Origin of the sequence: Actinomyces sp. oral taxon 448 str. F0400 (genome assembly GCF_000220835.1) — a bacterium.
Lineage (GTDB): Bacteria > Actinomycetota > Actinomycetes > Actinomycetales > Actinomycetaceae > Actinomyces.
Window position 1 is genome coordinate 2711801 of record NZ_GL985606.1, and the last position, 22734, is coordinate 2734534.

21 protein-coding genes are annotated in these 22734 nt (G+C 70.9%); 6 read left to right on the plus strand and 15 right to left on the minus strand.

Annotation, left to right across the window (positions count from 1 at the left end; all coding sequences use genetic code 11):
• Nucleotides 1–192 precede the first annotated feature (192 nt).
• The 7 genes from HMPREF9062_RS11445 to HMPREF9062_RS11475 form a co-directional block, all read right to left on the minus strand.
• On the minus strand, nucleotides 193–2019 hold the full coding sequence (locus tag HMPREF9062_RS11445; protein ID WP_050795356.1) for a dipeptide ABC transporter ATP-binding protein: 1827 nt from the start codon (nucleotides 2017–2019) through the stop codon (nucleotides 193–195).
• Between the two features lie 53 nt (nucleotides 2020–2072).
• Nucleotides 2073–3053, minus strand: a complete 981-nt coding sequence (locus HMPREF9062_RS11450) for an ABC transporter permease (protein WP_009750313.1) — start codon at nucleotides 3051–3053, stop codon at nucleotides 2073–2075.
• Nucleotides 3046–3975 carry an ABC transporter permease gene (locus HMPREF9062_RS11455; protein WP_034254275.1) on the minus strand — a complete coding sequence of 310 codons (930 nt, stop codon included), beginning with the start codon at nucleotides 3973–3975 and terminating at the stop codon, nucleotides 3046–3048. Before HMPREF9062_RS11455 ends, HMPREF9062_RS11450 begins: the two co-directional genes overlap by 8 nt.
• 155 nt (nucleotides 3976–4130) lie before the next feature.
• A complete protein-coding gene (locus tag HMPREF9062_RS11460; RefSeq protein WP_034254278.1) occupies nucleotides 4131–5777 on the minus strand; it encodes an ABC transporter substrate-binding protein in 1647 nt (548 codons plus the stop codon).
• A 272-nt stretch (nucleotides 5778–6049) separates the two neighbouring features.
• Nucleotides 6050–7165, minus strand: a complete 1116-nt coding sequence (locus HMPREF9062_RS11465; protein WP_009750316.1) for an LLM class flavin-dependent oxidoreductase — start codon at nucleotides 7163–7165, stop codon at nucleotides 6050–6052.
• A gap of 129 nt (nucleotides 7166–7294) precedes the next feature.
• Entirely contained in the window at nucleotides 7295–8311 is a 1017-nt protein-coding gene (locus HMPREF9062_RS11470; protein WP_009750317.1) for a bile acid:sodium symporter family protein, read from the minus strand.
• 124 nt (nucleotides 8312–8435) lie between these two features.
• Nucleotides 8436–9032, minus strand: coding sequence for a biotin transporter BioY (locus HMPREF9062_RS11475; RefSeq protein WP_050795357.1), 597 nt, complete (start codon nucleotides 9030–9032; stop codon nucleotides 8436–8438).
• A gap of 145 nt (nucleotides 9033–9177) precedes the next feature.
• Between HMPREF9062_RS11475 and HMPREF9062_RS11480 the strand changes: the two genes are divergently transcribed.
• Complete coding sequence (locus HMPREF9062_RS11480) at nucleotides 9178–10296, plus strand: DegT/DnrJ/EryC1/StrS family aminotransferase (RefSeq protein ID WP_009750319.1); 1119 nt, start codon at nucleotides 9178–9180, stop codon at nucleotides 10294–10296.
• Nucleotides 10297–10337: 41 nt separating this feature from the next.
• A complete protein-coding gene (locus tag HMPREF9062_RS11485; RefSeq protein ID WP_009750320.1) occupies nucleotides 10338–10889 on the plus strand; it encodes an NUDIX hydrolase in 552 nt (183 codons plus the stop codon).
• A gap of 82 nt (nucleotides 10890–10971) precedes the next feature.
• Here the strand turns inward: HMPREF9062_RS11485 and HMPREF9062_RS11490 are convergent, their stop codons facing one another.
• Nucleotides 10972–11988, minus strand: coding sequence for a patatin-like phospholipase family protein (locus HMPREF9062_RS11490; RefSeq protein WP_009750321.1), 1017 nt, complete (start codon nucleotides 11986–11988; stop codon nucleotides 10972–10974).
• A gap of 144 nt (nucleotides 11989–12132) precedes the next feature.
• Here HMPREF9062_RS11490 and HMPREF9062_RS11495 point away from each other — a divergent pair, with 144 nt between their 5' ends.
• Entirely contained in the window at nucleotides 12133–13251 is a 1119-nt protein-coding gene (locus tag HMPREF9062_RS11495) for an oxidoreductase (protein WP_009750322.1), read from the plus strand.
• 326 nt (nucleotides 13252–13577) lie between these two features.
• Here the strand turns inward: HMPREF9062_RS11495 and HMPREF9062_RS13720 are convergent, their stop codons facing one another.
• Entirely contained in the window at nucleotides 13578–13754 is a 177-nt protein-coding gene (locus HMPREF9062_RS13720) for a hypothetical protein (protein ID WP_253270715.1), read from the minus strand.
• A gap of 61 nt (nucleotides 13755–13815) precedes the next feature.
• Nucleotides 13816–15162 (minus strand): M18 family aminopeptidase, encoded by a 1347-nt coding sequence (locus tag HMPREF9062_RS11505; RefSeq protein WP_034254282.1) that lies wholly within the window; start codon nucleotides 15160–15162, stop codon nucleotides 13816–13818.
• Between the two features lie 150 nt (nucleotides 15163–15312).
• On the opposite strand from HMPREF9062_RS11505, the gene HMPREF9062_RS11510 reads away from it, so the two are divergent.
• Both HMPREF9062_RS11510 and HMPREF9062_RS11515 read left to right on the plus strand, forming a co-directional pair.
• Nucleotides 15313–15987 (plus strand): HAD-IA family hydrolase, encoded by a 675-nt coding sequence (locus tag HMPREF9062_RS11510; RefSeq protein ID WP_009750325.1) that lies wholly within the window; start codon nucleotides 15313–15315, stop codon nucleotides 15985–15987.
• 285 nt (nucleotides 15988–16272) lie between these two features.
• Entirely contained in the window at nucleotides 16273–16914 is a 642-nt protein-coding gene (locus HMPREF9062_RS11515) for a GtrA family protein (protein ID WP_009750326.1), read from the plus strand.
• Between the two features lie 16 nt (nucleotides 16915–16930).
• On the opposite strand, the gene HMPREF9062_RS11520 is transcribed toward HMPREF9062_RS11515, so the two are convergent.
• The gene (locus HMPREF9062_RS11520; RefSeq protein WP_009750327.1) at nucleotides 16931–17677 is read right to left on the minus strand and encodes a hypothetical protein; all 747 of its coding nucleotides are present in this window, start codon (nucleotides 17675–17677) and stop codon (nucleotides 16931–16933) included.
• A gap of 147 nt (nucleotides 17678–17824) precedes the next feature.
• Between HMPREF9062_RS11520 and HMPREF9062_RS11525 the strand changes: the two genes are divergently transcribed.
• Nucleotides 17825–18982 (plus strand): M48 family metallopeptidase, encoded by a 1158-nt coding sequence (locus tag HMPREF9062_RS11525; RefSeq protein ID WP_050795358.1) that lies wholly within the window; start codon nucleotides 17825–17827, stop codon nucleotides 18980–18982.
• Between the two features lie 24 nt (nucleotides 18983–19006).
• Here HMPREF9062_RS11525 and HMPREF9062_RS11530 read toward each other — a convergent pair whose 3' ends face one another.
• The 4 genes from HMPREF9062_RS11530 to HMPREF9062_RS11545 form a co-directional block, all read right to left on the minus strand.
• Nucleotides 19007–19678 (minus strand): GNAT family N-acetyltransferase, encoded by a 672-nt coding sequence (locus HMPREF9062_RS11530; RefSeq protein ID WP_050795359.1) that lies wholly within the window; start codon nucleotides 19676–19678, stop codon nucleotides 19007–19009.
• 77 nt (nucleotides 19679–19755) lie between these two features.
• Nucleotides 19756–20547, minus strand: coding sequence for a hypothetical protein (locus HMPREF9062_RS11535; protein ID WP_156790034.1), 792 nt, complete (start codon nucleotides 20545–20547; stop codon nucleotides 19756–19758).
• 157 nt (nucleotides 20548–20704) lie between these two features.
• Nucleotides 20705–21688 carry a CAP domain-containing protein gene (locus HMPREF9062_RS11540; protein ID WP_034254288.1) on the minus strand — a complete coding sequence of 328 codons (984 nt, stop codon included), beginning with the start codon at nucleotides 21686–21688 and terminating at the stop codon, nucleotides 20705–20707.
• Between the two features lie 250 nt (nucleotides 21689–21938).
• The coding region (locus tag HMPREF9062_RS11545; protein WP_253270716.1) for an alpha/beta hydrolase at nucleotides 21939–22734 on the minus strand (796 nt) is incomplete at its 5' end.

Below are 22734 nucleotides of genomic sequence, written 5' to 3' on the forward strand. Positions count from 1 at the left end.
TCCCCGCCGGCACCGCGCTCAGCCCCCAGAGGGCCGAGTGCCGCATGTCGACGGTACCGGGCAACGATACCCGCGCCCCGACATCAAACGTACACACTCCGCGCGATACGCATCACACGGAAACGGGCCGATGCCGGTCCCGGCGTCAGGGCCGGCGCGTCGGCGCGGCCACCGCCGACGTGCCGACGCGTCTTAGCCCGCTCCCCCGTAAAGGGCGATTCTCGCGCCCGGAACGGCGTCGATGAGCTCGCGCGTGTAGTCCTCGTGCGGGTCGGCGAACAGGGCGTCCGCGTGACCGGTTTCGACCACTCTCCCCTTCTCCATGACCACGATATCGTCGGCGATCTGCCGTACGACGGCCAGATCGTGGGTGATGAAGAGGTAGGTCAGGTTCAGCTCGGCCTGCAACCCGGCCAGCAGCCGCAGGATCTGAGCCTGGACGAGCACGTCGAGGGCGGAGACGGCCTCGTCGAGCACGACGATCTCCGGCCGCAGGGCCAGCGCGCGGGCGATGGCCACCCGCTGGCGCTGACCGCCGGAAAGCTCATTGGGGTAGCGCCGCATGACCGAGCGCGGCAGGGCGACCATGTCGAGCAGCTCGCAGATGCGCTTGGTGCGCTCGGTGCGGTTTCCCACGCGATGCACCCGCAGCGGCTCCTCGATGACCCGGTAGATGGAGTACATCGGATCGAGCGATCCGTAAGGGTTCTGGAAGACCGGCTGCATGATGCGCCGCAGATCGAACAGCTGCTTGCGCCCCAGAGTCGACAGATCGACGCCGTTGTGGAAGACCCTGCCCTCGGTGGGGTCGATGAGGTTGAGGATCATGTTGGCCACGGTGGACTTGCCCGATCCGGACTCGCCGACCAGCGCCGTCGTCGTGGCGCGGCGCACCCCGAAGGTGACGTCGTCGACGGCGCGAATGCGGGCGTCGGCGCCCCTGGCCCCGCGCACGTCGAAAACCTTGGTCAGATGCTCCACCCGCAGGATCTCGGGGGCGTCCTCCGCGATCTCGCGGACACCCAGCTCATCGGAGGCGACACGGATGCCCTCGGCGCGCGCGGCCTCGATGCGGTGGGACGCCAACGAGGGGGCGGCCTCGACGAGTCGCCGGGTGTAGGGGTGGCGCGGGTTCTGGAGCACCTCCAGGCTCGGCCCCGACTCGACGACGCGTCCGCGATGCATGACAACGACCTGCTCGGCACGCTCCGCGGCCAGGCCGAGGTCGTGGGTCACCAGGAGCATCGCCGTGCCCAGCTCATGGGTCAGCCGCCCGAGGTGATCCAGGATGCGGCGCTGGACAGTCACATCCAGGGCGCTGGTCGGCTCGTCGGCAATGAGCAGGCGGGGACGCGCAGCCAGACCGATGGCGATGAGGGCGCGCTGACGCATGCCGCCGGAGAACTCGTGCGGGTACTGCTTAGCGCGGCGGGCGGCGTCCGGCAGGCCGACGTCCTCCAGCAGGAGGGCCACCTGCTCGGCGACGGAGATCCTGCCGGAGGGGACGGAGGCGATCCCGCCGGCCTTCCGCCTGCCGTGACCATCCGTCCGATCGCCCGCGACCTCGTCCCGCTCACCCCCATCCCGGGTGTCCTCATCGGCTGCGGCGATGATAGCGAGACGATCATCGGCGACGCCGGCCAGCCCGTTGGCGCGCAGCGTCTCACGCACCTGGAAGCCGATGGACCACACCGGGTTGAGATTGGTCATGGGATCCTGCGGGACCATCCCGATCTCACTGCCGCGCAGCCGCCGCATGCGGCGCTCGGGAACACGGGTGATGTCCTCGTCCCCGAGCAGGATGCGGCCCCCGGTCACGCGCCCGGTTCCCGGCAGCAGACCGATGATGGCGTTGGCCAGGGTGGACTTACCCGAACCCGATTCCCCGACGACGGCCAGGCTCTGGCCCGGGTAGATCGTCAGATTCGCCCGGCGGACGGCCGGAACCAGCCCGGTGGAGGAGCGAAAGGCCACATCGAGGTCCTCGATGCGCAATAGCGCCCCGTCATCGACCTCGATCCGGGTGCCAGTGCCGTCAACGACGTCGTCGGTGGTCGTGGTGTCATCAGTAGTCACGTGCGAGCCTTCGGGTCGAGAGCGTCGCGCACCGCATCGCCCATCATGACGAAGCCGAGCACGGTGAGCGCCAGGGCGCCCGCGGGGTAGAACAGAACGGAGATGTGGTCGCGCAGAGCACCCTGAGCGGTGGCGATGTCGGAGCCCCAGGAGATCACCGACGGAGGCAGACCGATCCCCAGGAAGGACAAGGTGGCCTCGGAGACGATGAAGACGCCGAGCTGGACGGTGGCGGTGACAATAATCGGCGCGGCGGCATTGGGCAGGACATGGCGGGTCAGGAGGGCCAGACGGCCGCTGCCGAGCGAAGTCGAGGCGGTGATGAAGTCCTCATTCTTCACACTCATGACCGCACCCCGGGTAATGCGGGCAATTTGCGGCCACCCGAACAGCGCCAGCACGGTGACGACGGTGAGGATGGAGGTCCTGTCCTTGAACATCTGCATGACGACAATGGCGGCCAGCACGAAGGGAACGGCGAAAAATACGTCGGTGATGCGCGAGAGCAGCGCGTCGAAGAAGCCGCCGAAGAACCCCGCCAGAGCACCGATGAGCCCGCCGCTCACGGTGACGATGAGCGTGGTGAGCACGCCGACGGCCACCGACGCACGGGCGCCGTACACGGTCCGGGAGAAGACGTCGCAGCCCTGCTGGTCGAAGCCGAAGGGGTGCTGAGCGCTCGAGGGGCCGTAGGAATTGTCCAGCCGGCAGTAGGTGGGAGTGGCACGGGCGATCAGGCCGGGCGCCACGGCGAGCAGGAGGGCGCCCGCGATGAGCAGGGCGGAGACCCAGAAGATGGGACGACGACGCAGCTGCTTCCACGCCTCTCCCCACATCGAGGAGGGGGCGGAGTCGTCGGCGACGGCGTCGACGGCGCCCAGTCCCTGCTCATCGGTCGCGGCGACAACGTGCTCCTGGCCCGGTCGGACGCGCCGCCTCCCAGGCTCATTCACGATGCTCTCAGAGGTCTCAGACATAGCGGATCCTCGGGTCGAGGGCGGCGTACAGGAGGTCGACGAGAAGGTTCGAGATGATGAACACGAGGATGAGCACCGTCGTGAAGGCGACGACCGTGGGCCCCTCCCCGTTGAGGATAGCCCGGTAAAGCGTCCCGCCCACACCGTTGATGTTGAAGATGCCCTCGGTGACGATGGCCCCGCCCATGAGCGAGCCCAAGTCGGCACCGAGGAAGGTGACCACGGGCACCAATGAGTTACGCAGGACATGGACGATCATCACTCGGCCGCCGGACAGGCCCTTGGCGCGCGCCGTACGGACGTGATCAGCTGAGAGGTTCTCCCCCACCTGGGTGCGCGTCAACCGCAGAACGTAGGCGAAGGAGACCGCCCCGAGCACGAGTGCGGGCATGAGCAGCTCCTTGAGCCCCGGGGCGTTCCCGGCGGTCACCGGCAGCCAACCGAGCTTGACGCCGACGAAGAACTGCAGGAGGAAGCCGATGACGAAAGTCGGCACGGCGATGACGACGAGGGACAGGACCAGGACCGTGGCGTCGAAGAGCCGCCCCTTGCGCATGCCGGCGACCATGCCGATGACGATCCCGGCCACCGTTTCGACAGCGAGGGCCATGACCGAGAGCCTGATGGTCACCGGGTAGGCCTCCGCGAGGACATCGACGATCGGTCTGGACCCGCGGATGGTTGTTCCCAGGTCGAAGGTCGCTATCCCCTTGAGAAACAGGAGGTACTGGACGAGGAAGGGCTTGTCCAGGTTGTACTGGGCGCGGATCTGCTCCTGGAGGGCGGGGCTGAGGGCGCGGTCCCCGCCCAGGGCGGAGACCGGGTCCCCCGGCAGTGCGAAGACCATGGCGTAGATGAGCAGCGTGGCCCCGAAGAAGACGGGGATCATCTGCAGGAGCCTGCGTCCGGCGTAGCGGAGCATCGGCATCTCCTTGTCAGCGGGTGGGAGGGTGCGGGGCGGACGGGTGCGAACGGTGCAGCGCGAGCGGGGCGCGGCGCCCGGTGGCCCGACGAGGCGGCCGGACGAGCGGGGCGCGCCGAGCCGATGCCGCCGACGGAAGTCGAATCAGTATCGGATCAGTACTGGGCGATGGCCTCCGCATTGGCCCACTGGTTCTTGGCCTCGGTCTCGTCGTACTGGAGAACCTCATTACCGGGAACCCGATCCGTCCACCCGTGGATGGCGGGGCTGGTGAAGTCCGAGGCGGGGGTGCGGGTGCTGTAGTACAGGGTGTCGCAGATCTGCTTGCGGTTGATGGCACGGGACAGGGCGGCGCGGCGGGCACGGCCCTCATCATCCATCTTCCAGTGCTCGACGTCGGTTCTGATGGCGAAGCACTGGATGACGGCGCCGGGCTGGTTGATCGCGCGGTCGCCGAGGTCATCCGTGAAGCTCGACAGCGCCGAATTCGGAATGGCGTCGAGCACGTCGAGGGAGTTGGAGCGCAGGTCGTTGTAAGCGGCGTCGTAATCGGTGTAGATGACGAAGGTGATGCCCTCGTTCTGGGCCTGACGATTGCCCTGATAGGTCGCACTCTTGGTGAGCACGACCTGGGAGTTGTGGTCCCACGTGGTCATGCTGTACGGGCCGTTGCCGATCGGAGCCGCGCCGAAGGCCTCCATGTCGTCATAGGCGGACTCGGGCAGCGGGTAGAAGGCCGCCATGCCCAGTCGCAGCCTGAGGTCGGAGGACGGGGCCTTGAGCCGGATCGTGAACGTCAGGTCGTCGATCTTCTCCAGGCCGGTGAGCGTCTCACGGTCCTCCTCATCGGAGAACCCCTCGATGATCTCGTAATAGCTGCTGTTCAGCTGTTTATTGCCCAGCCTGGCGCCGTAGTTCCACGCATTGATGAACGAATCGGCGGTGACGGGACTGCCGTCGGAGAAGGTCCAACCGTCCTCGAGCTCGACCGTGAAGTTCTGGTTGTCGTCGGTCTCGATGGACTTGGCGACCTCATTCTTCACGGAGCCGTCCGCCTCGTAGGAGACCAGACCGGCGAAGAGCAGATCGACGATGCGGCCGCCGCCCGTCTCATTGGTATTGGTGGGCACCAAAGGATTCTGGGGCTCGGCGTCGTTGACGCGCACGACGCCGCCGGCGGCGGTGGTGGTGACCGCCTCGTAGCGAGGCATGGCGTTCCAGCCGAAGGTCACGTTACTGACGTTGGTGGAGTAGCCGCCGAAGCCGTTCTGGTACCACAGCGGGATGACCGGCAGATCCGCGAAGAGCTGCTCCTGGACCTGGGTGTAGAGGTCGAACGCCTCATCGTCGTCCATCGTCTGGGTCGCCCGATCCAGAAGGTCGTCGACGGCGGCACTGGAGTACTGGACGTCGTTCGCGCCCGCCCCCGTCTTGAAAGAATTGCTGAGGAAGTCCCCCATGGAGGGGACGTCGGCCTGCCACCCAGAACGGAAGGCGCCGACGATCGTCCCATCGGTGACCTGCTGGCGCAGCTCGGAGAACTGCGCGTAGGGCAGCGGCTCCATGGACATGCCCAGGGTGTTGCTGACGGAGTTGCACACGGCCTCGACCCAGGCCTTGTGCGGTCCGTCCGAGTTGTAGGCGAGAGTAAGTCTGCCGCCGCTGGCAGCGCCCTCACCGGCCGAGTCGCTCGAGGCGTCATCGCCCGCGGACGTGTCGGAACCGCAGCCGCTGGCGAGCAGCACAGCGGCCGTGGCGGCCCCCAGGCCGAAACTGCGACGGGAGATCATGGGATTACTCAAGGGAAGTACCTCCGTACGACATGGCATCGTCGGCAACAGCTGTCTGTGCCCCGAGCAGGGACGTGCCGACAGGGTTGAAGCAATTCTAAACTCAATCGGTAACATTCTGGACACAGAAACTCGTTCGAATCGTCCGAACCACCTGCGACGTCGGGCTTGTCGAATCGTTTAACCTGTTCATATCGCGTCCGCTCGTCCAATCCGGTTCCACCGACTCCGGATCCCGGACCGCCGCCCGCGGGCCGGCATGTCGGTCGTCGAGTCCGTCGGCCTCACCGCGCCCGCCAGGCGTCGGCCAGCAGCGTGTAAGACCGACGGCGCGCGGCGGCGTCGTGAATGCTGGTGACCACCAGGACCTCTTCCAGGCCCCAGCGCGCGGCGAGTCCGCGCAGGCCGTCGGCGACGGCGTCGGGTGCACCGACGAAGGACAGTCCCATGGAGGCCTCGACGTCCGCGTCCCGTCCTCCGGCGAGGTCCCGCCAGGCCCGCGGGTCGGCGGTGGGCCGGTCCAGCGGGCCGGGCCTGCCGCCGAGCACGCGCGCAGCACCTGCCATGGCCGTGGAGAACAGGAACTCGGCCTCCTCGCGCCGGGGGGCGACGACGACATTGACCCCCGCGGCCACGTGCGGGCGGCCGTCGCGCGAGAGCGGGCCGGCGTCATCGGGTCCGCCGAAGTAGCTGCGGTAGGTGGTGATGACGGCCTCCGCCTGAGCGGGTGCGAAGTGCGAGGCGAAGGTGAAGGGCAGGCCGAGCCTGCCGGCCACGCGCGCCCCGTTGACCGACGAGCCGAGGATCCAGGTGTCCGGGTCGGTGCCCTCCCCCGGAATCGCCCGTACGCGGCGCTCCGATGCGGCGGGGCGCGCGGCCGGGGAGTCGGACTCGCAGCCGACCACGGCCGAGGGGGGCAGGAGCGAGCCGGGGACGGCACTCAGGGCGTCGTCGGGGATCGCGCCGAGATAGGCCAGAGTCTCCAGGACCTCGTTGGCGAAGTGAGCGGGATCGGCATCGCGGCGGCGCAGGGCCGAGGCGGTCAACGGGTCGGTGCCCGGCGCGCGCCCCAGTCCCAGACCCACCCGCCCCGGATGAAGGGTGGCGAGCGTGCCGATCTGCTCGGCGATGACCAGGGGCGCATGGTTGGGCAGCATGATGCCGCCGCTGGCGACCCCGATGCGCTCAGTGGCCGCCAGGACCTGGCCCATGAGAATGGTCGTGGCCGAGGCGAGGTAGGTGGTCGAGCCGTGGTGCTCGGAGAGCCAGTAGCGGGCGTAGCCGGCGTCATCGGCGGTGCGGGCCAGGGCGACCATCTCGGCCAGGGCGTCGGCGCGGGTGCGCCCGGCCGAGACCGGAACGAGGTCGAGGACGGACAGCACGGGGCGCGCAGGACTCATGCCCGCACCCTACGGCGCCGCGAACCGTTTCGCGCCGCGCGGTGCGTCCTTCGCCTGCGCCTCCACCTGGAGTCCCTCAGCGAACCGTCCCGCGTGGCGCCTCCGATTCCCCGGGGCCTCCCTGGGGCCTCAAGCGGTCGCGTCCGGCTCGCTCGCCGCGTCCGCGCGCGCCGGCCCGTCCATGAGCGTCGCCGCCGTGTCGCGGCGACGGTAGAGCATGGCGAGCACGGCGCCCGACAGGTTGTGCCAGATGGAGAAGACGGCGCCGGGCAGGGCGGCTTCGGGCGGGAAGTAGGCCGCCGCCAGGGTGGCGGCCAGACCCGAGTTCTGCATGCCGACTTCGATGGAGATGGTTCGGGCCACCGGGGCGTCCCGGCCCAGAAGCCGACCGGCCCCGTAGCCGAGCAGATAGCCCAGGATGTTGTGACAGGCGACGACGAGGAGAACCAGCGGGCCTGCGGACAGGATCGTCGAGGCGGACGCGGACACGACGGCGAGGACCACGTAGCAGATGCCGAGAACCGAGATCCACGGCATAGCCGGCAGGATCCTCTCGACGGCTCGCCCGAACAGAAGGCGCACGAGCAGGCCGCCGACGACGGGGACGAGCACCATCGCGACGATGCTCCTGGCCATGGAGCCGGCATCGACGGGCATGTACTGACCGGCGAGCCACCGGGTGAGCAGCGGGGTCATGACCGGGGCGAGCAGGGTCGATATAGAGGTCATCGTGACGCTGAGGGCGACGTCGCCCCTGGCGAGGTAGGAGATGACATTGGAGGAGGTGCCGCCCGGCGCGCACCCGACGAGAATGACCCCCGCGGCGAGTGCCGGGGCGAGCCGGAAGCCCTCGACGAGCAGCCAGGCCAACGTCGGCATGATGGCGAACTGGGCGATGACGCCGACCAGGACCGGCAGCGGCCGCCTCGCCACGAGGGCGAAGTCCGGGGGCGTCAGGGTCAGACCCATGCCGAACATGATGATGCCCAGGGCGCAATCGGTTCCCGCCGACAGCGGGGAGAGCTGCGCCGGCGCCAGCACCGCGACGCCGAAGGCCGCCAGGATGAGGAGGGGGAAGACGGTGACTGCGGTGCGGGCGGAGCGGCCCTCGGCACTCGCACCGGTCCGGGATGCGGGAGTGGTCATGGCACCGTCCTACTCCGCGCGCAGCCGGCGGGGACGGGTCGTCTCGACTGGCGGGTTCAGGACGTCGTGGCCCCGAATCCGCCGCTCGGGCGACCCGCCCGCATCGTCGGATCCTCCTCGTCGCTCACAGGGGCGAGGGCCGCGAGGGCAGCAGGGCGGCGACGGCCGACTTCAGGGCGTCGCCGATGACGAAGGGTGCTAGCCCCACGGCGAAGACCGTGCCCCAGGCGGCGCCGGTGGCGACCTTGAGCCAGGCGAGACCCGGGATGTAGACGAGCGCCGAGGCGAGAAGCATGAGGCCGACGCGCACCACGAGCGGGCGCCGGGAGCCGTCGGCGCCGCGGGCCAGCGCACGAGCAGCGACGACGCCGGCCAGGGCGTAGCCCAGCACATAGCCGAAGGAGGCCCCGACGCCGCTGCTCCACCCCGCCAGAACCGGTGCGCCGAGAGCGGCCGCGGCGCCGTAGAGGGACACTGAGCCGAGTGCGCGGCGGGCGCCGAGCAGGCCGCCGATTCCGAGCGCGGCCAGGGTGCCGAGCGTGACCGGCACGGGGGTGAAGGGCAGCGGCAGCGCGACCTGCCCGATGAGGGTCAGGGCCACGGCGCCGGCCGCGACGAGCCCGATCTCGCGAACGAGCGTCCCAGGCAGCGAGCGGGTGGCGGCGCCGGCCCGAGCAGTACCCGGTCCGGTGGCGGATGATGAGGGAGTGTTCGTCGTCATGCCACAACCGTATGTGAACGCCCTCGCCGTCACATCCCCGACGAACACCGGTTCCACTCCGCCTCCTTTGTCGTCTTCCTCAAATCCTTCGAAGCGGAACGACGGAACAGAACGACGGCCCGGGCGAAGGAGGTAGCCTGCCGGAATGCGCACTCTCGTGGGCAACGGGAAGCAGGCCCTGACGCTCGTCGCCCGTGCACTGCGGGACGGCGGGACCAGGGCCGTCCTCGTGCCGCGGTACCACTGCGGGACCATGGTGCTGCCCTTCGCGCTGGAGGGCGTGCGGGTGCACCCGGTCGACGTCGGCGCTGATCTGCTGATCGACCCCGCCTCACTGGTCCGGGCTCTGGCGCGCGAGCCGGGCGCGGCGGTGCTGCACTGCGAAACCTACGGCAACCGGGGCGGAAGGAACCTGGCCGCAGTGCTCGCCGCCGCGCGGCGGAACGGGTCGGCACTCGTCCTGGACGCCACGCACTCGCTCATCGACCGGCTGATCCGCACCGTCGGGGCCGCCGGCTCCCCGGCCCCGACGGCGTCCGGTCCGGACAGGAGGCCGGGCACCGGCCGGGACGGCCCCTGGGACGCGGTCGTGGCGAGCATGCGCAAGCTGCTGCCGGTGCCGGACGGGGCCCGGCTGTGCTGGTCGGAGGACTCGGCGCTCGCGACGGGCCTGGAGCGGGTCGTCGGCGACCTGCACGAGCGCGGACCGATCGATGAGACGGCCACGGCCCTGGGGGTCGAGCTCCACACCGCGCTGAGGGCCATGAGCGCCGCGCGCGGGACCCGCCGCGAGAGGCTGCGCCTGCGGGTGTGCGAGATCGCCGCCCACCACGAGGACGCCATCGAGGCTGCGACTGCGCCCGTGCCCGCGAGCGCGACCGCGGCCGGGATGCTGGAGGCGCTGGACCCCGAGGAGATCAAGCGGCGAGCGCTGACGGCCCATCGGCTGCGGGAGAGTCTGGAGGAGGGCGCGCGGGCCTGCGGGCTGAGGGTCGCCAATCCGGGGTCGGCCGGCTGCGTGGCGCTCCGGGACGCCCGCGGTCTCGAGGGCGGGCCCGGCCGGCGGGCGGTGCGCGTGCTGGACGGGCTCGAGGAGGCCCTGGCGCATGCGGGGCTGTGGGGGCCGGTGAGCTGGCCGGACCCGGGTGTCGGCGGCGGGCGTCCCTGGCCACGAGTGGTCACTGTGCCGACCGATGCGCCAAAGCGCACCAACGAGCTGGTGGAGCTGCTGCGCGAGGCGCTGGGAGCGGCGCGCGACCGTTGAGGCCGGGCCGACCTCGGCGGCCGACTCGCTACCGTGGTCGTATGCCCGCTCCTCTCTTCGCCCTCGTCCCCGCCGCCTACCTGCTCATGCTCCGCCAGACGCCGCCGAGACGGCCGGGCGGGGGCCGTACCGAGGTCCTCCTCCAGTTGCGGCGGAACACCGGCTACATGGACGGGTGTTGGGCCTGCGCGGTCGCCGGGCACGTCGAGGTCGGTGAGCCGGTGACGCGCACGGTGGTGCGCGAGGCGGCCGAGGAGGCCGGCATCGTCCTCGACCCCGAGGACGTGCGAGCACTGACGACGGTGCACCGGTCCAACGACGTGGGCGGACCGCTCCTGGAGCAGCGGGTCGACTTCTTCTTCACGGCGCGGCGATGGACCGGTGAGCCGGTCGTGGGTGAGCCGGGAAAGAACGCCGGACTGCGCTGGTTCGCACTGGACGCTCCACCCGATCCGATGCCGCCGCATGAGAGGGTCGTGCTGCATCTGCTCGCCGCGCACCTGGCCGGCGGGGAGCGCGTCCCGGCGGTGACGACTTTCGGTTTCGCCCCAGGGGAGACGATCGCCGCCTACGGGGCGGCGCGACCCCGCTGAGGCCAGCACCGGGCAGGACGCGCTCGACGAGCGGGGCGGGGGTAGCCTGTCCGAGCCCGAGCGCCCGACCGGGCGAGGCGTCTCATAGCCCGAGGAACTCCAGAATGCGGGGCAGCTCCCGGCGGGCCTGGACCAGCCCGGCCTCGTAGGCGCCCACGACCCGGTCGTAGCGCAGTTCGCCGTTGACGATGGGCATGCGGTCGGGCTGGAAGAGGTAGACCCGCCCCTCGCTCCGGGCGATCTCCAGCTCCTCCATGGTCCGGTTGTAGTTCGACGGGCGGCTGATGATGCCCTCGGCCACGGCCGGGTGGCGACGGAACATGCGCCGGTAGAGGCCCGGCCGCTTCTCGTCGGGCTTGCGGTACCCCGGCGGGCGGGTCGAGACGACGAGCATGCGCTCGTAGCCGTCCGCCGCGGCGGCATCGGTGGCGAACCCGCCCGTGGGTCCCAGAGCGCCGTCGAGATAGGGGGCGCCGTCGATACGGACGATCGGCATGAGCAGGGGCATGGACGACGACGCCTGGCAGCGAGGCAGGAGGTCGGCCATCTCATCGACGTCCTCCAGACCCCAGTAGACCTCCTCGCCGGTGTCGCAGCGGAAGGAACCGATGCGCACGGTGACCTGCGAACCCTTGAAGGCGGGCCAGTCGAAGGGGATGGGCTCGTCGGGGGCGGCGGTGTGCTGGTAGATGTGGTCGGAGTTGAAATAGCCCTGACGGCGCATGAAGCTGCCCCAGCCGCCGGCCTGCGGATCCGTGGTCAGCCCGATGAAAGCCTCGCGCGTGCGCCACAGGTCCCGCGAGACCATATTGACGGTGTTGGTGGCACCCGCCGAGATGCCGCCCACCCAGGGGAAGAAGAGGCCGGCCTCCAGCAGGACCTGGACGAGGGCGGCGGTGTAGGTGCCGCGCATGCCGCCGCCCTCGAAGACGAGGGCGACGTCGTCGACCCGCCGGGTGATCGGCGCCGGGGCGTGGCCGGGGCGCCCGTAGGGGAGGGGACGCGGACGCGGGGGACGAGTCGGGTCGGACGGTCCGGCGGCCGTGGCCGACGCGGGCGGGACGATCGAGGCGGTGGATGCGGAGGGCGCGGTGCTCATGGTGATCTCAGGCTAGATGATCGACCCGCAGGTGTCCCCGCCCCTCCCCGCTCTCCTGCGATTCTCCTGTGATGGCGACCCGGGCGCCGCCGGGTCGACCGGAGAGGGTTCCGCTCGCGGGCCACGACGCGTAGCGTGCCCGTCATGAGCACGCCGACCATCCTGAGGCCTCTGACCATGCGCGGCCTGACCGCGCGCAACCGCCTGTGGCTGCCGCCCATGTGCACTTACAGCGTCGACGCCCGCGATGGCGTCGTCACCGACTGGCATGTTCTTCACTACGCCTCGCGCGCCCAGGGCGCCTTCGGCACCGTCATCGTGGAGGCGACCGCGATCGCCCCCAACGGCCGCCTGTCCCCCTTCGATCTGGGCCTGTGGGACGACTCCCAGGTGGCCGGGCATCGCCGCATCGTCGAGGCGGTCCACGCGGCCGGATCGCTCGCCGGCGTCCAGCTGGGTCACGGCGGGCGCAAGGCGGGCACGCCCCCGTGGCGGCCCGACGCCGCCGCCGGCGCGCGCACCGCCACGCTCGACGGCTGGGACCTAGTGGGGCCCAGCGCCGTCGCCTATCCGCAGCACGCCGAGCCGCGCGCGCTGAGAGCCGACGAAGTCCGCGCGGTGACGGCCGACTTCGCCGCGGCCGCGCGGCGGGCCGCGGAGGCCGGCTACGACGTCGTCGAGCTGCACGGGGCTCATGGCTACCTCATCCACGAGTTCCTCTCCCCGCTGTCCAACACCCGCACCGACGAGTTCGGCGGCTCGCCGGAGGGTCGGCGCCGCTTCACCCTTCAGACGGCTGCGGCCGTGCGCGAGGCGGTCGGGGGCGAGACGGTCCTGGGCATCCGGCTGTCGGCGACCGACTGGGCCGAGGGCGGGCTGACCGGCGAGGACACCGCCGAGCTCGCACCGCAACTCGTGGCGGCCGGGGTCGACGTCCTGCACATCTCGACCGGGGGGAACGTGCCCGCACAAGTGCCGGTGGGGCCCGGCTACCAGGTGCCCTTCGCCGCACAGGTCCGGCGGGCCGTGGCGGGCTCAACGACGCCGGGCGGCGGCCGTCCGGTGGTTGTAACGGTCGGCGTCATCACCGAGGCGGCCCAGGCCGAGCAGATCGTGGGCACCGAGCAGGCGGACGCGGTGGCCGTGGGCAGGCCCGCGCTGCGCGAGCCGTACCTGCCGGTGCGCTGGGCCCACGACCTGGGGGTTGACGACTGGCGGCAGGCGGGGCTGCCGATCCAGTACTGGCGCGGCGCCTGGGGCTGAGCCAGCGGGCGCCGCCCTCCGCTGGACCCCGAGCACGCCGGCGCCGACCAGGGCGATGCGGGCGAGGTCGGCACGCTCGATGCGGGACAGGTAGGCGCGCGCCGACGCGCTCGGGGCGGTGGGCGCGGTCGTGGAGGCGGTCGCGGTCATGCGGGTCGGCTCCCGGGAGTGCGGTGATGGGGAGGTTCGGCCTCGGCGGCGCGCGCGGCCTGATGGAGGGCCTGCTCGACCAGGGCCAGGGCGTGCTCGTCGGCGAGGCGGTGGAAGACGCGGCTGCCCTCGTGGCGAGAGGTGACGGCGCGGCCCCAGCGGAGCCTGGCCAGGTGCTAGGAGACGGCGGCGGGGCTGCGTCCGGTGAGCTCGGCGAGCTCGCCCGAGGAGTGCTCGGCGCCGCGCAGAAGCAGGATGATGCGGATGTGCATGGGGCCGGCCAGGGGGGCGAAGGTCTCGGCGGCGAGGTCGACGTCCTCATCCGCGACCCGCACCCCCTTATTCAAGGGCATGTTTAAACGCTAAAATTGAGTGGCTGCGACATCAAGGACCGGCGTTCCGGAAGCCCGCCGTTCACGCCCCCAGCCAGAAGGCCCGCATGGCCCGGGACAAGCGAGGGCCGTCGGCGACGCCGCACATCTCCCGCTGGGAGTGCATGGACAGCAGGGGCTGCCCGACGTCGACGGTGGTGATCCCCAGCCGGGAGGCGGTGATGGGACCGATAGTCGTCCCGCAGGGGACGGCGTTGCTGGACACGAAGTTCTGCACGGGCACGTCCGCGGCGGCGCAGGCCCGAAGCCACACGGCGGCGCCGACGGCGTCGGTGGCGTAGCGCTGCTGGGCATTGATCTTGACCAGCGGGCCCCCGTTGAGGACGGGTCTGACCGCCGGGTCGTGCAGATGCGGGTAGTTCGGATGGACGGCGTGCCCGGCGTCGGCAGACACGCACACCGAGCGGGCGAGCATGGCGGCCCGCGCGTCGCCGTCGACGCCGAGCGTCCCGGCCAGTCGTTCCAGGATCGTCTCGAGGAGGGGGCCGGCCGCCCCCGAACGGGTGGCGGAGCCGACCTCCTCATGGTCGTTGGCGATGAAGACGACCGGCCCGGCCTCCGCGGCCCGCTCAACACCTCCAGCTCCCCTGCCCCCATCACGGACGAGGGTCTCCAGAGCCACGAGGGCGGCGTGCACCGACGAGAGGTTGTCGAGGCGGGAGGAGGCGAGGAACTCATCGCGCCTTCCGAAGCGCGCGGGCCGCTCGGTGGGGAAGGTCAGGATGTCGTGGAAGGCGAGGTCGGCCGGGTCGATACCGGCCAGCTCGCACAAGTATCGCTCGGGGTCGTCCGGGCGGGCGTCCGCGGAGGCGGGGGCCCACACGGGCAGCAGGTGAGCCTGCTCGTCGAGGTGGAGGGAGTCGTTGACGCCGCGGTCCAGGTGCGGGGCGACCTGGACGACCCGCGCCAGCGGTCCGGTGCGCACGAGGCGCGTGCGGCCGTCACGGGTGACCAGGCGCCCGGCGAGACCCAGCTCGCGGTCGAGAAAGGAGTTGAGCAGGGGCCCGCCGTAGATCTCAACGTCGAGGACCTGGAGGCCGTCGCGCACGATCGCGGCCGACGGTTTGAGCTTGAGGGCCGGGGAGTCGGTGTGGGCGCCGACGATGCGCCAGCCCGCCTCGTCCCGGAGCCGCTCGGGCAAGATCCAGGCGACGACCGCCCCGTCCCGCACGATGTAGCCGCGCCGCGGCAGGCCCTCGTCCCAGGGGCGCGTCTCGTCCGCGGGGACGAAGCCGACCGCGCCCAGGCGCGCTCCGGTCTCGGCGGCCGCGTGGTAGCTGGTCGGGGAGGCGGTGACGAAATCGATGAGACGGGAGGCGTAGACGTCATCGCTGTGCGCAACGGGAAGAGTGGACTGGTCGGTCGGCATGCCCCCAGTGTGACACCCGGTCCGCTCGCGACGGGCGACGGCGCCCCGTTCCGCGTCGCCTCTCACGCCCCGCCCCCGGTCGACCCCCATCGCACGGACATGGGCCCGCAGCCGCCGTCCTGCGGCGCCCGCGGGCCCAGATAGGGCAGGATGAGCCCGATGAGCACCTCCTCCGCCCGGTCCGCCGACCCCGACCTCTCCTTCGACCCGCCCCTGCCGTCCGCGGGCACCACGCCGGTGCGCGCCGTCCTGCTGGACGCCGACGGCGTCCTCCAGCTCATCGGCACACCCTGGTTCCAGGCGCTGTCCGAAGGCGGCGGCGAGACCTTCGCACGCGCACTTCTGTCCCAGGAGGGTCCGGCACTCTCGGGCCGGGAGTCCCTGCGGGACCTGCTGGAGCGTCTCGTCGTCGAGCTGAACCTGACGACCGGCGCCGAAGAGCTCATGACCCTGTGGCGGCGGGCCACCCCCGACCCGGTCGCTTGGGAGGCGGTTCGGGATCTGAGGGCCGCCGGCTATCTCACCGTGCTGGCGACCAATCAGCAGAAGGAGCGTCGCGAGTGGATGCGCACCGTGCTGGGCTACGACGGCCTGTGCGACGTGGACGCCTACTCCTGCGTGCTGGGGGTGGCCAAGCCCGAGCCGGGCTATTTCCAGGCCGTTCTCGATGCGACGGATATGGGCGCCCATGAGGCCCTCTTCGTGGACGACAACTCCGAGAACATCAATGCAGCCGCCGCTGTGGGCATCCGCACGATCCACCATCCGACCGACGCCGGGGGCCGAGTACTGCGGCGCGAGCTGATCGAGGCGCTCAGCATCTGAGACGCCCGAGAGGCACCCGGCGAGTCGCCCCGCGAACCCACGGCCCGGACCCGGCGTCTGCCCCCGTCATCCTCGGGGCCTCGGAACACTGCGACGGCGCGGATCTGACAGGCTGTCGCAGACATGCCTCCGACACCGGCCGGGGGAGATCGTCCGCCCCTCCTTCTGAAGGAGGAGGCCCGGGCGGCGTTTCTCTCATCCTTCAGGTCTTGTCCGACATACTCCCGTCGCGACACACTCAACGTCATAGACGAGCACGACATGGGAGATTCGCGAGAGGATGACATGACGACGCAGGATGCCGCCAGGGCCGCGGCCCAGTTCAGCGCCAGGCCGCGCAGAACGTCCACGTCCGCGCGTTCGGCCGCGTCGTCCGCCCGCGAGCGCATCTCCGACAGACTGGACGAGCGTTTCAACGACCCCTCCCGCCGTGCGCCACGAATCTTCTCCCGGTTCATCAGTCATCTCCACCGGCTCATCCCCCGGCTGCTACGCAAGCGCATTCCCGCGACTTTCATCGGCTATGCCCTCATCAACGGGTCGGCATTCCTGATCGACGTCAGTTTCCTGTGGTTGTTCTACGACAGACTCCATTGGTTCTACCCGTTGGCCGTTACTCTGGGGTACGCGATCGCCGGGGTGTACTCCCTGGTGCTCAACCGGTGGCTGAACTTCCAGTCCCGCGGTCATCTCGTGGCGCAGGGCTCCCGCTATGCCCTTGGGCTCGCCAGCCAGTACGTCATCTTTATCGTGGGGCTGTCCTCCTATCTGCATTGGATCGGCGTGCACGCCGAACTGGCCCGTCTCATATCGGCATGCTGCGAGGGCCTCTACCTCTACGCCCTGATGCGCTTCTGGGTCTTCCGGGGTACGCCGGAGCCGGTGAGCGACGACGACGAGTCCGACCCGTCGTCGGCTCGCCTCTGACCGCGCCGGCCGGTGCTCACCACACCGCCCGCGCGGTCTCCGCGGGGCCGTCGAGCTCGGTGAAGCCGGCGTCCATCACCGAGACCGGCCGGGCTGCGGCGGCCCACGCGTCCGGCGTCGGGAAGACGACGCGGACCCGGTAGTCCTGGGCCGCCCATGCGGCGCGGGTCGTACTGGGCATGGCCGGGCTCTGCCAGGCGAGCTGGGCGGCGTGGGCGGCCTGCGCGCACAGCTTGCCGCTGGTCATCTCCTCCAGGGGAGTGACCTCGATGGTGACGAGGGCGTGCGACGACGTCGAGGCGCTCGTCAGTTCGATGCCCTCAATGGCCCCGGCCTCGCGTACGACGGCGTCGGTGATGGCGGCCGGCGGGGGCGGCAGCTCGTCGCCGTGGGGGAAGTGGGTGCCCTCGACCTGCGTCTTGGCCAGCGCCGGGGGCAGCGGCCGGACCGGGCCGGGCACGAAGGCCCGAGCCGCGGCCCTCCCCCAGCCGGCGGGCCCGGCCTGCGTCACGGTGGCGCCGGGCAGCTCCTGGACCTCCTCCCAGCGTCGTCCGCGGGCGCGGCGCACGAGTTTGCGGATGCGGCCGTTCCTCCAGCGCTCGACGGCGTCGTGCCAGTCCCCGCCGGGCGCGGCCCGCGGCGAGGCGAGCAGGGCGACGACGGCGCGGGCCGCGGCCTCGACGACGTCGATGCGCCGCGGGGGGTGGACCTTGTCGTAGCGGACGGCGATCTGCATGCCCCAGGGAATCTCGTGGTCGCTCACGCCCCGACTCTACGACCGGTCGCGCGCTCCGCTGCAGCCGACCGGATCCACGAGTCGGGCAGTCTCGTCCCTCAGGAGGAAAGGCCCGTCGTCAACATCCTCCCACCGGGGTTGGAGCCGTCATCGCGAACCGATACGGTCCCGATCATGACTGTGTCCCCACCCGCTCCGTCGAGTGTTCCGGAGCGCCCTCGCGTCTTCAACGGCTCCACCACCCATGGCCCGCGAGGAATCCGCCCCCTGCGCCACCCCGCGGAGATACCGCTGCTATGGGTGAGCACGGCGGTGACCGCCACGGGGATTCTCGCCGGGCTGGCCCTGGCGGTGTGGCTCATCACCGTGCCGGACTCGACGGGGCTGGCCGGGAACGTGCGCAATTACCTCGTCAGCACGGGCACGACGAAGAATCTTCTGGCCATTCCGCTGCTGCCGTTGAGCGTATGGATTCTTCGCGCCTTCCTGTACGCCAGGCAGCGGGCCCGCTCGGTGCAGATGAGCCCGACTCAGTTCCCCGAGGGCTACCGGATGGTGGTGGAGGCCGCTGCGCGCTTCGGAATGCGTCGTGTGCCGGACGCCTATGTGGTCCTGGGCAATGGTGTGGTTAACGCCTTTGCGGCGGGGCACGGCTTCCGCCGCTTCGTCGTCGTGCAGTCCGACCTGTTCGAGATCGGCGGGTCGGCGCGAGACCCCGAGGCTCTGCGTTTCGTCATCTCCCATGAGGTCGGGCACCTCGCCGCCGGACACGTGTCCTATTGGCGCACCCTCATCCTGCAGGTCGTCGAATTCGTGCCGCTGCTGGGCAGGGCGCTCTCACGCGCTCAGGAGTACACGGCGGACAATCACGGTTACGATATCGCCCCCGCCGGCGTCCCGGGCGTCATGGGGCTTCTGGGCGCCGGCAAGTATCTGGGGGCGCAGGTCAATCTGCACGCGCTGGCGGACCGCGCCGTCTACGAGCACGGCGTCTGGGTGCACCTCGTGCAATGGGTGGCCACGCACCCGATACTGACCTGGAGGGCTTATGCATTGCGCGACCGACGGAGTCCGGGACGCCTCATGGCGCGGCCCAAGGCGGCATGGTATCCGCCGGTCAGCCCGGTGGGTCGGGCTTCCAGCGCGAGCTGGCCGTCTCCCGCTCAGGTGCTGTCGGTCCTGAGATCGACCAGGGTGCGGGTGCCGGGTGCTGAGGAGCAGTTCGGCCGCTACCCGGGCGTGACCTACGCCGTGGGCCCCAACGCGCTGCGTCTGGCCGATCCGGTCCCCGTTCCGCTCGACTCCTCCGACCGCGGCGGGGCCGCCGGGTAGCGGCGCACCGGGACAGGGGCGGCATCAGCCCCCTCGACGCAGCACGACCCCTTGTTCCTCGAAGGTGACGGCGCCGAAGCTCTTCACTCGCGCGACCTTCTCGAAACCGACCGCCAGGTGCAGGCCGACGCAGGCGTGGTCGGCGGTGCTCACGATGCTGTACAGCTCCACATCGGGCTCGAAGACGCGCACGGCGTCGTCGATGGCGGTCAGGAGCGCGCGTCCGACGCCGCGGCGGCGCGCGTCGGGGTCGACGACGAGGCCCGAGACCATCCAGGTCCTCCGGGCCGCGGAGGCAGGGGCAGTGAGAGACCGCTCGGGCAGCCAGGTGCGCATGTCCTCGGGCAGCGGGAAGGCTCCCGAGAGCGCGGCGGGCGCGAGCAGCGCGTCGCCGGACCCGGCCCGGTCCGTTGCTCGGGGCACTGCCGTGCTCGAGCCCAGGTCGTCGTCTCCCGGGACGGCGGCGCCGGAGGCGGCGGCGCCGGAGACCGCCGCAGGCAGGAGCGCCAGGAGAAGAACCGGGAGGGCATCGATCATGCGAGGGGCCTGCTCGAGCGCCTCCTCCACGCAAACGCCCCGCTGCGCCAGGAGGCGGGCGACACGCGCGGCGTCATCGGACCGAGCCGGCCGAACGACGACGCCGGCGGCGGACGTGCCGGGCGACGCAGGGGCGAAGGGGACGGGATCGTTGTTCACCGAGTCAGTCCTCACATCGTTCACTGTCCAATGTCCTGCGTCTTGCGCACGCGCGTCTACGTTCGCGAACGGTCAGTTCAGCGCAGTCGGCCGGAACCATCCGCCTGCTCGGCGCCTGGAACCTGCGGCGGCGGGATGTAGGGGGCGGCGCCCGTCGACCCCTGAGGCTGCGCGCCCGGCTGGAAGGGCGCAGCGGGCTGCGGGAAGCCGGCGGCGGGAGCGGCGGATCCCCCCATGGGCGGGGGAGCCGTCCTCAAAGCGGCCGGCCGCCGAATGAACAGGAAGCCGAGGACCGCCATCGCGATGTAGGTGATGACAGTCACCCACAGGAAGAGGAAACCGGGACCGCGCTCCACCGCCACGCCCAGACCCGGGTCGGCATCCACGGCGGACCAGTGAACGGACAGGACCAGGAGCAGACCTCCGAACAGCGTACCGACCACCGGGTAGATGAAGAGCGCCCCGCGGCGCACCTTCGTCCCCAGGAACATGAGGCCCACCGCGCACACGATGAGAACCAGCGAGACGAGGAAGAACACAACGCAGAAACCGGAAGTGAACAGGGTCACGGTCTTCGAGATCCCGAAGAAAGAGCTGAGCGTGTACACGGGCAGGGAGAACGCCAGGAGCATCGCCAGGATATTGGCACCGCCCAGGCAGGCGAGTACGAGTCGTTTCCTGGGCGGGATGTACGAGCCCGGCGCGCCGAAGGACGGCGCACCGGCCGCAGGGGCGGGCATCGCCTGCGCGGGTGCGTACTGGGGTTGCGTCTGCTGCGCGGGCGGCCCCTGCGGAGGCTGAGGCGCAGGCCCCGGGGTCATCGGGCTCGGGCTCGGAACAGGGTCGCCTGAGGAGAAGGGAGTACTCATGCGACCCACGGTACGGGCTCATGGCCGTACCAGCACCCCTTTTCGCAGGACTGCACCGGTGAGTAAGACGGAGGGAGAGCCCCCCGAGCCCATCCGCACGCGGGAGGAGCGGGCCCCGAGGGGCCCGCTCCTCCCGGCGGTCGACGGATGGGGCTCGTCAGCGGGCGCGGCGGCGCAGACGAAGCAGCACCACTCCGGCTCCCACGGCGACAATGGCGACCAGGCCGGCGGCCAAGCTGGCGCCGGTGACGGGCAGGGTCGGCTTGGCGGGAGCCTTGGCCGCGACCACCGTCGGGTCGGCGGAACTGGCGGTGGCGCGGGCGACGACCGCGGTGCCCGTCGGATCGTCGGACGAAGCGGCGGAAGCCACCGGGGATGACGCCGGGTCGTCGGCGCTCTTGCTCGGCGCCGCCTCGGTCGCGGTGGCCGGTGCGTCGGTGGTGGAGGGCGCGTCGGCGGCCCCCTCCGGCGCACCGGTGGTGACGGGCGTTGACGAACCGGCGTCGTTCGAGCCGGCCGGCGTCTGGGGGGACGCCTCGGGAGTGGGCTGCTCGGCATCGTTATTCGAGCTCGAGGACTGGCCGGTCGGAGCCAGACCCGTCGAAGCCGGGTCGGAATAGTCGGCGAAGTTCTGGGTGGCGTACCAGGAGTCCGTCGACGAGTTGTAGGCGATGCCGATGCCGATGGAGTTGACATCGGTCGCGGTCATATTGGCGTAGTGGCCGGGAGACTCCTTCCACTGGTCGAACAGCTGGGAGCCGATGTCGGTGCTGCCCGACCCGGTCCGCATGGCGACGTTTTCAGAGGCAGCGCTCCAGCCTCCGGGGAACTGATCGGCGAAGCTCGGGTTATGACTCATCGTGTCCTGCGACGCCATCTGCTCTGACCAGGTTTGAGCCACGGAGTCGAGCTGGGTGTAGCGGGTCACGGGCTGAAGGCCCAGCTGCGTGCGCAGGTCATTGACGTCCTGGAGAATCGTGTCCGCGTAACCGGCGCCCTCGGAGGAGGCGTCCGCCGGACGCGCCACAGATGCGGCCTGCTGCACGGAGGGTCCGGTCGCCGGGGCGGCCTGCGCCGTCGAGACGGCGGTGAAAGGGACGATGGAGAGCAGTGCGATAGCGAGTGGGCGTGTGGACTTCATGAACTGTCCTGTCAGTCAGGGGCGTGGAAACGCGGCCCACTCCATCACGTTGCGTGAGGTCACGGCCAGGTAACAGCCCTCGTGTTCACCGAGAGCATGATTTCTGTTGCGTGGCTCACTGGACAGGGCGGTCGCAGGGTGTCAGACGTCCCTCGCGGCGGCTGAATCCCGCGCTCGCGGACGGCGCTGCGCGGCCCGCCCGCCTGCGAGGCCCGAGCCCGGGCCTCACCCGCGCTCAGACCCCAGCCGGTCAGGACGTCTCGTCCGACCCGGCACTGAGCAGGTCGACCAACTCCAGAATCATGCGGACCGACCACCACGCCCAGTCGTGACCGCCGCTGACAGGCGTGACCGCGACGTCGCGCCCCCTCAGAGCGTGGGCGAGGGCGCGCGCGTCGACCAGCATCCGGCCCTCGAAGGTCCCGGCCAGGAGCCGTGCCGTGAGCCAGCGCGGGCAGGCCGCCAGGGCTCGGCCCACGTCGAAGCGCCACAGCGACGGGGAGAGCGCGATGGCATGGCCGATCTCGCCGTCGGCAAGCGCGAGCGCCCACAAGGACGCGAGAGCGCCGTAGCTCTGCCCTGAGACGATCGTGTCGGCGCCGAGCGGGCTGACGGCGAAGCGGCTGCGGAGCACGGGCAGGAGCCCGTCGATGACGAGGTCGACCTGCCCGCCGGGCACACCGAGATGCTCGGCGCGGTAGTCCCCCTGGTCGCGCGAGTCGACCATGGCCACGTGCAGCGGTGGGAGTTCCCCCGAGGCGATGAGCGCGTCGAGGGCCCGCACGAGTCCCATCCGACGCAGCCAGATCTGCCCGTCGAACAGGAGCAGGACGGGCGTGCCGGACGCGGGCGCTCCCCCGGGTTCGTAGACCCAGACGCGTTCAGCACCCTCCTCACCCCTCCCGTCGCGGTTCACGGGACCGCCGCGGCCGGCGTCCGCGCGCATCGGCACCGATAGCTCATGCACCCGTCCACGGCGCCCCGCGGGTCTCGCACGGGGGCGGCGCTCCCCCGCCGGCCCCTCCCAGGGGGGCGCCGGGGCATCC

Excerpts from the sequence above, each read along its gene's own strand:
- HMPREF9062_RS11450 (WP_009750313.1), bottom strand. The coding sequence starts at position 3,053 with ATGTCTGAGACCTCTGAGAGCATCGTGAATGAGCCTGGGAGGCGGCGC.
- HMPREF9062_RS11455 (WP_034254275.1), bottom strand. The coding sequence starts at position 3,975 with ATGCTCCGCTACGCCGGACGCAGGCTCCTGCAGATGATCCCCGTCTTC.
- HMPREF9062_RS11465 (WP_009750316.1), bottom strand. The coding sequence starts at position 7,165 with ATGAGTCCTGCGCGCCCCGTGCTGTCCGTCCTCGACCTCGTTCCGGTC.
- HMPREF9062_RS11470 (WP_009750317.1), bottom strand. The coding sequence starts at position 8,311 with ATGACCACTCCCGCATCCCGGACCGGTGCGAGTGCCGAGGGCCGCTCC.
- HMPREF9062_RS11475 (WP_050795357.1), bottom strand. The coding sequence starts at position 9,032 with ATGACGACGAACACTCCCTCATCATCCGCCACCGGACCGGGTACTGCT.
- HMPREF9062_RS11480 (WP_009750319.1), top strand. The coding sequence starts at position 9,178 with ATGCGCACTCTCGTGGGCAACGGGAAGCAGGCCCTGACGCTCGTCGCC.
- HMPREF9062_RS11485 (WP_009750320.1), top strand. The coding sequence starts at position 10,338 with ATGCCCGCTCCTCTCTTCGCCCTCGTCCCCGCCGCCTACCTGCTCATG.
- HMPREF9062_RS11490 (WP_009750321.1), bottom strand. The coding sequence starts at position 11,988 with ATGAGCACCGCGCCCTCCGCATCCACCGCCTCGATCGTCCCGCCCGCG.
- HMPREF9062_RS11495 (WP_009750322.1), top strand. The coding sequence starts at position 12,133 with ATGAGCACGCCGACCATCCTGAGGCCTCTGACCATGCGCGGCCTGACC.
- HMPREF9062_RS13720 (WP_253270715.1), bottom strand. The coding sequence starts at position 13,754 with ATGCCCTTGAATAAGGGGGTGCGGGTCGCGGATGAGGACGTCGACCTC.
- HMPREF9062_RS11505 (WP_034254282.1), bottom strand. The coding sequence starts at position 15,162 with ATGCCGACCGACCAGTCCACTCTTCCCGTTGCGCACAGCGATGACGTC.
- HMPREF9062_RS11510 (WP_009750325.1), top strand. The coding sequence starts at position 15,313 with ATGAGCCCGATGAGCACCTCCTCCGCCCGGTCCGCCGACCCCGACCTC.
- HMPREF9062_RS11515 (WP_009750326.1), top strand. The coding sequence starts at position 16,273 with ATGACGACGCAGGATGCCGCCAGGGCCGCGGCCCAGTTCAGCGCCAGG.
- HMPREF9062_RS11525 (WP_050795358.1), top strand. The coding sequence starts at position 17,825 with ATGACTGTGTCCCCACCCGCTCCGTCGAGTGTTCCGGAGCGCCCTCGC.
- HMPREF9062_RS11535 (WP_156790034.1), bottom strand. The coding sequence starts at position 20,547 with ATGAGTACTCCCTTCTCCTCAGGCGACCCTGTTCCGAGCCCGAGCCCG.
- HMPREF9062_RS11540 (WP_034254288.1), bottom strand. The coding sequence starts at position 21,688 with ATGAAGTCCACACGCCCACTCGCTATCGCACTGCTCTCCATCGTCCCT.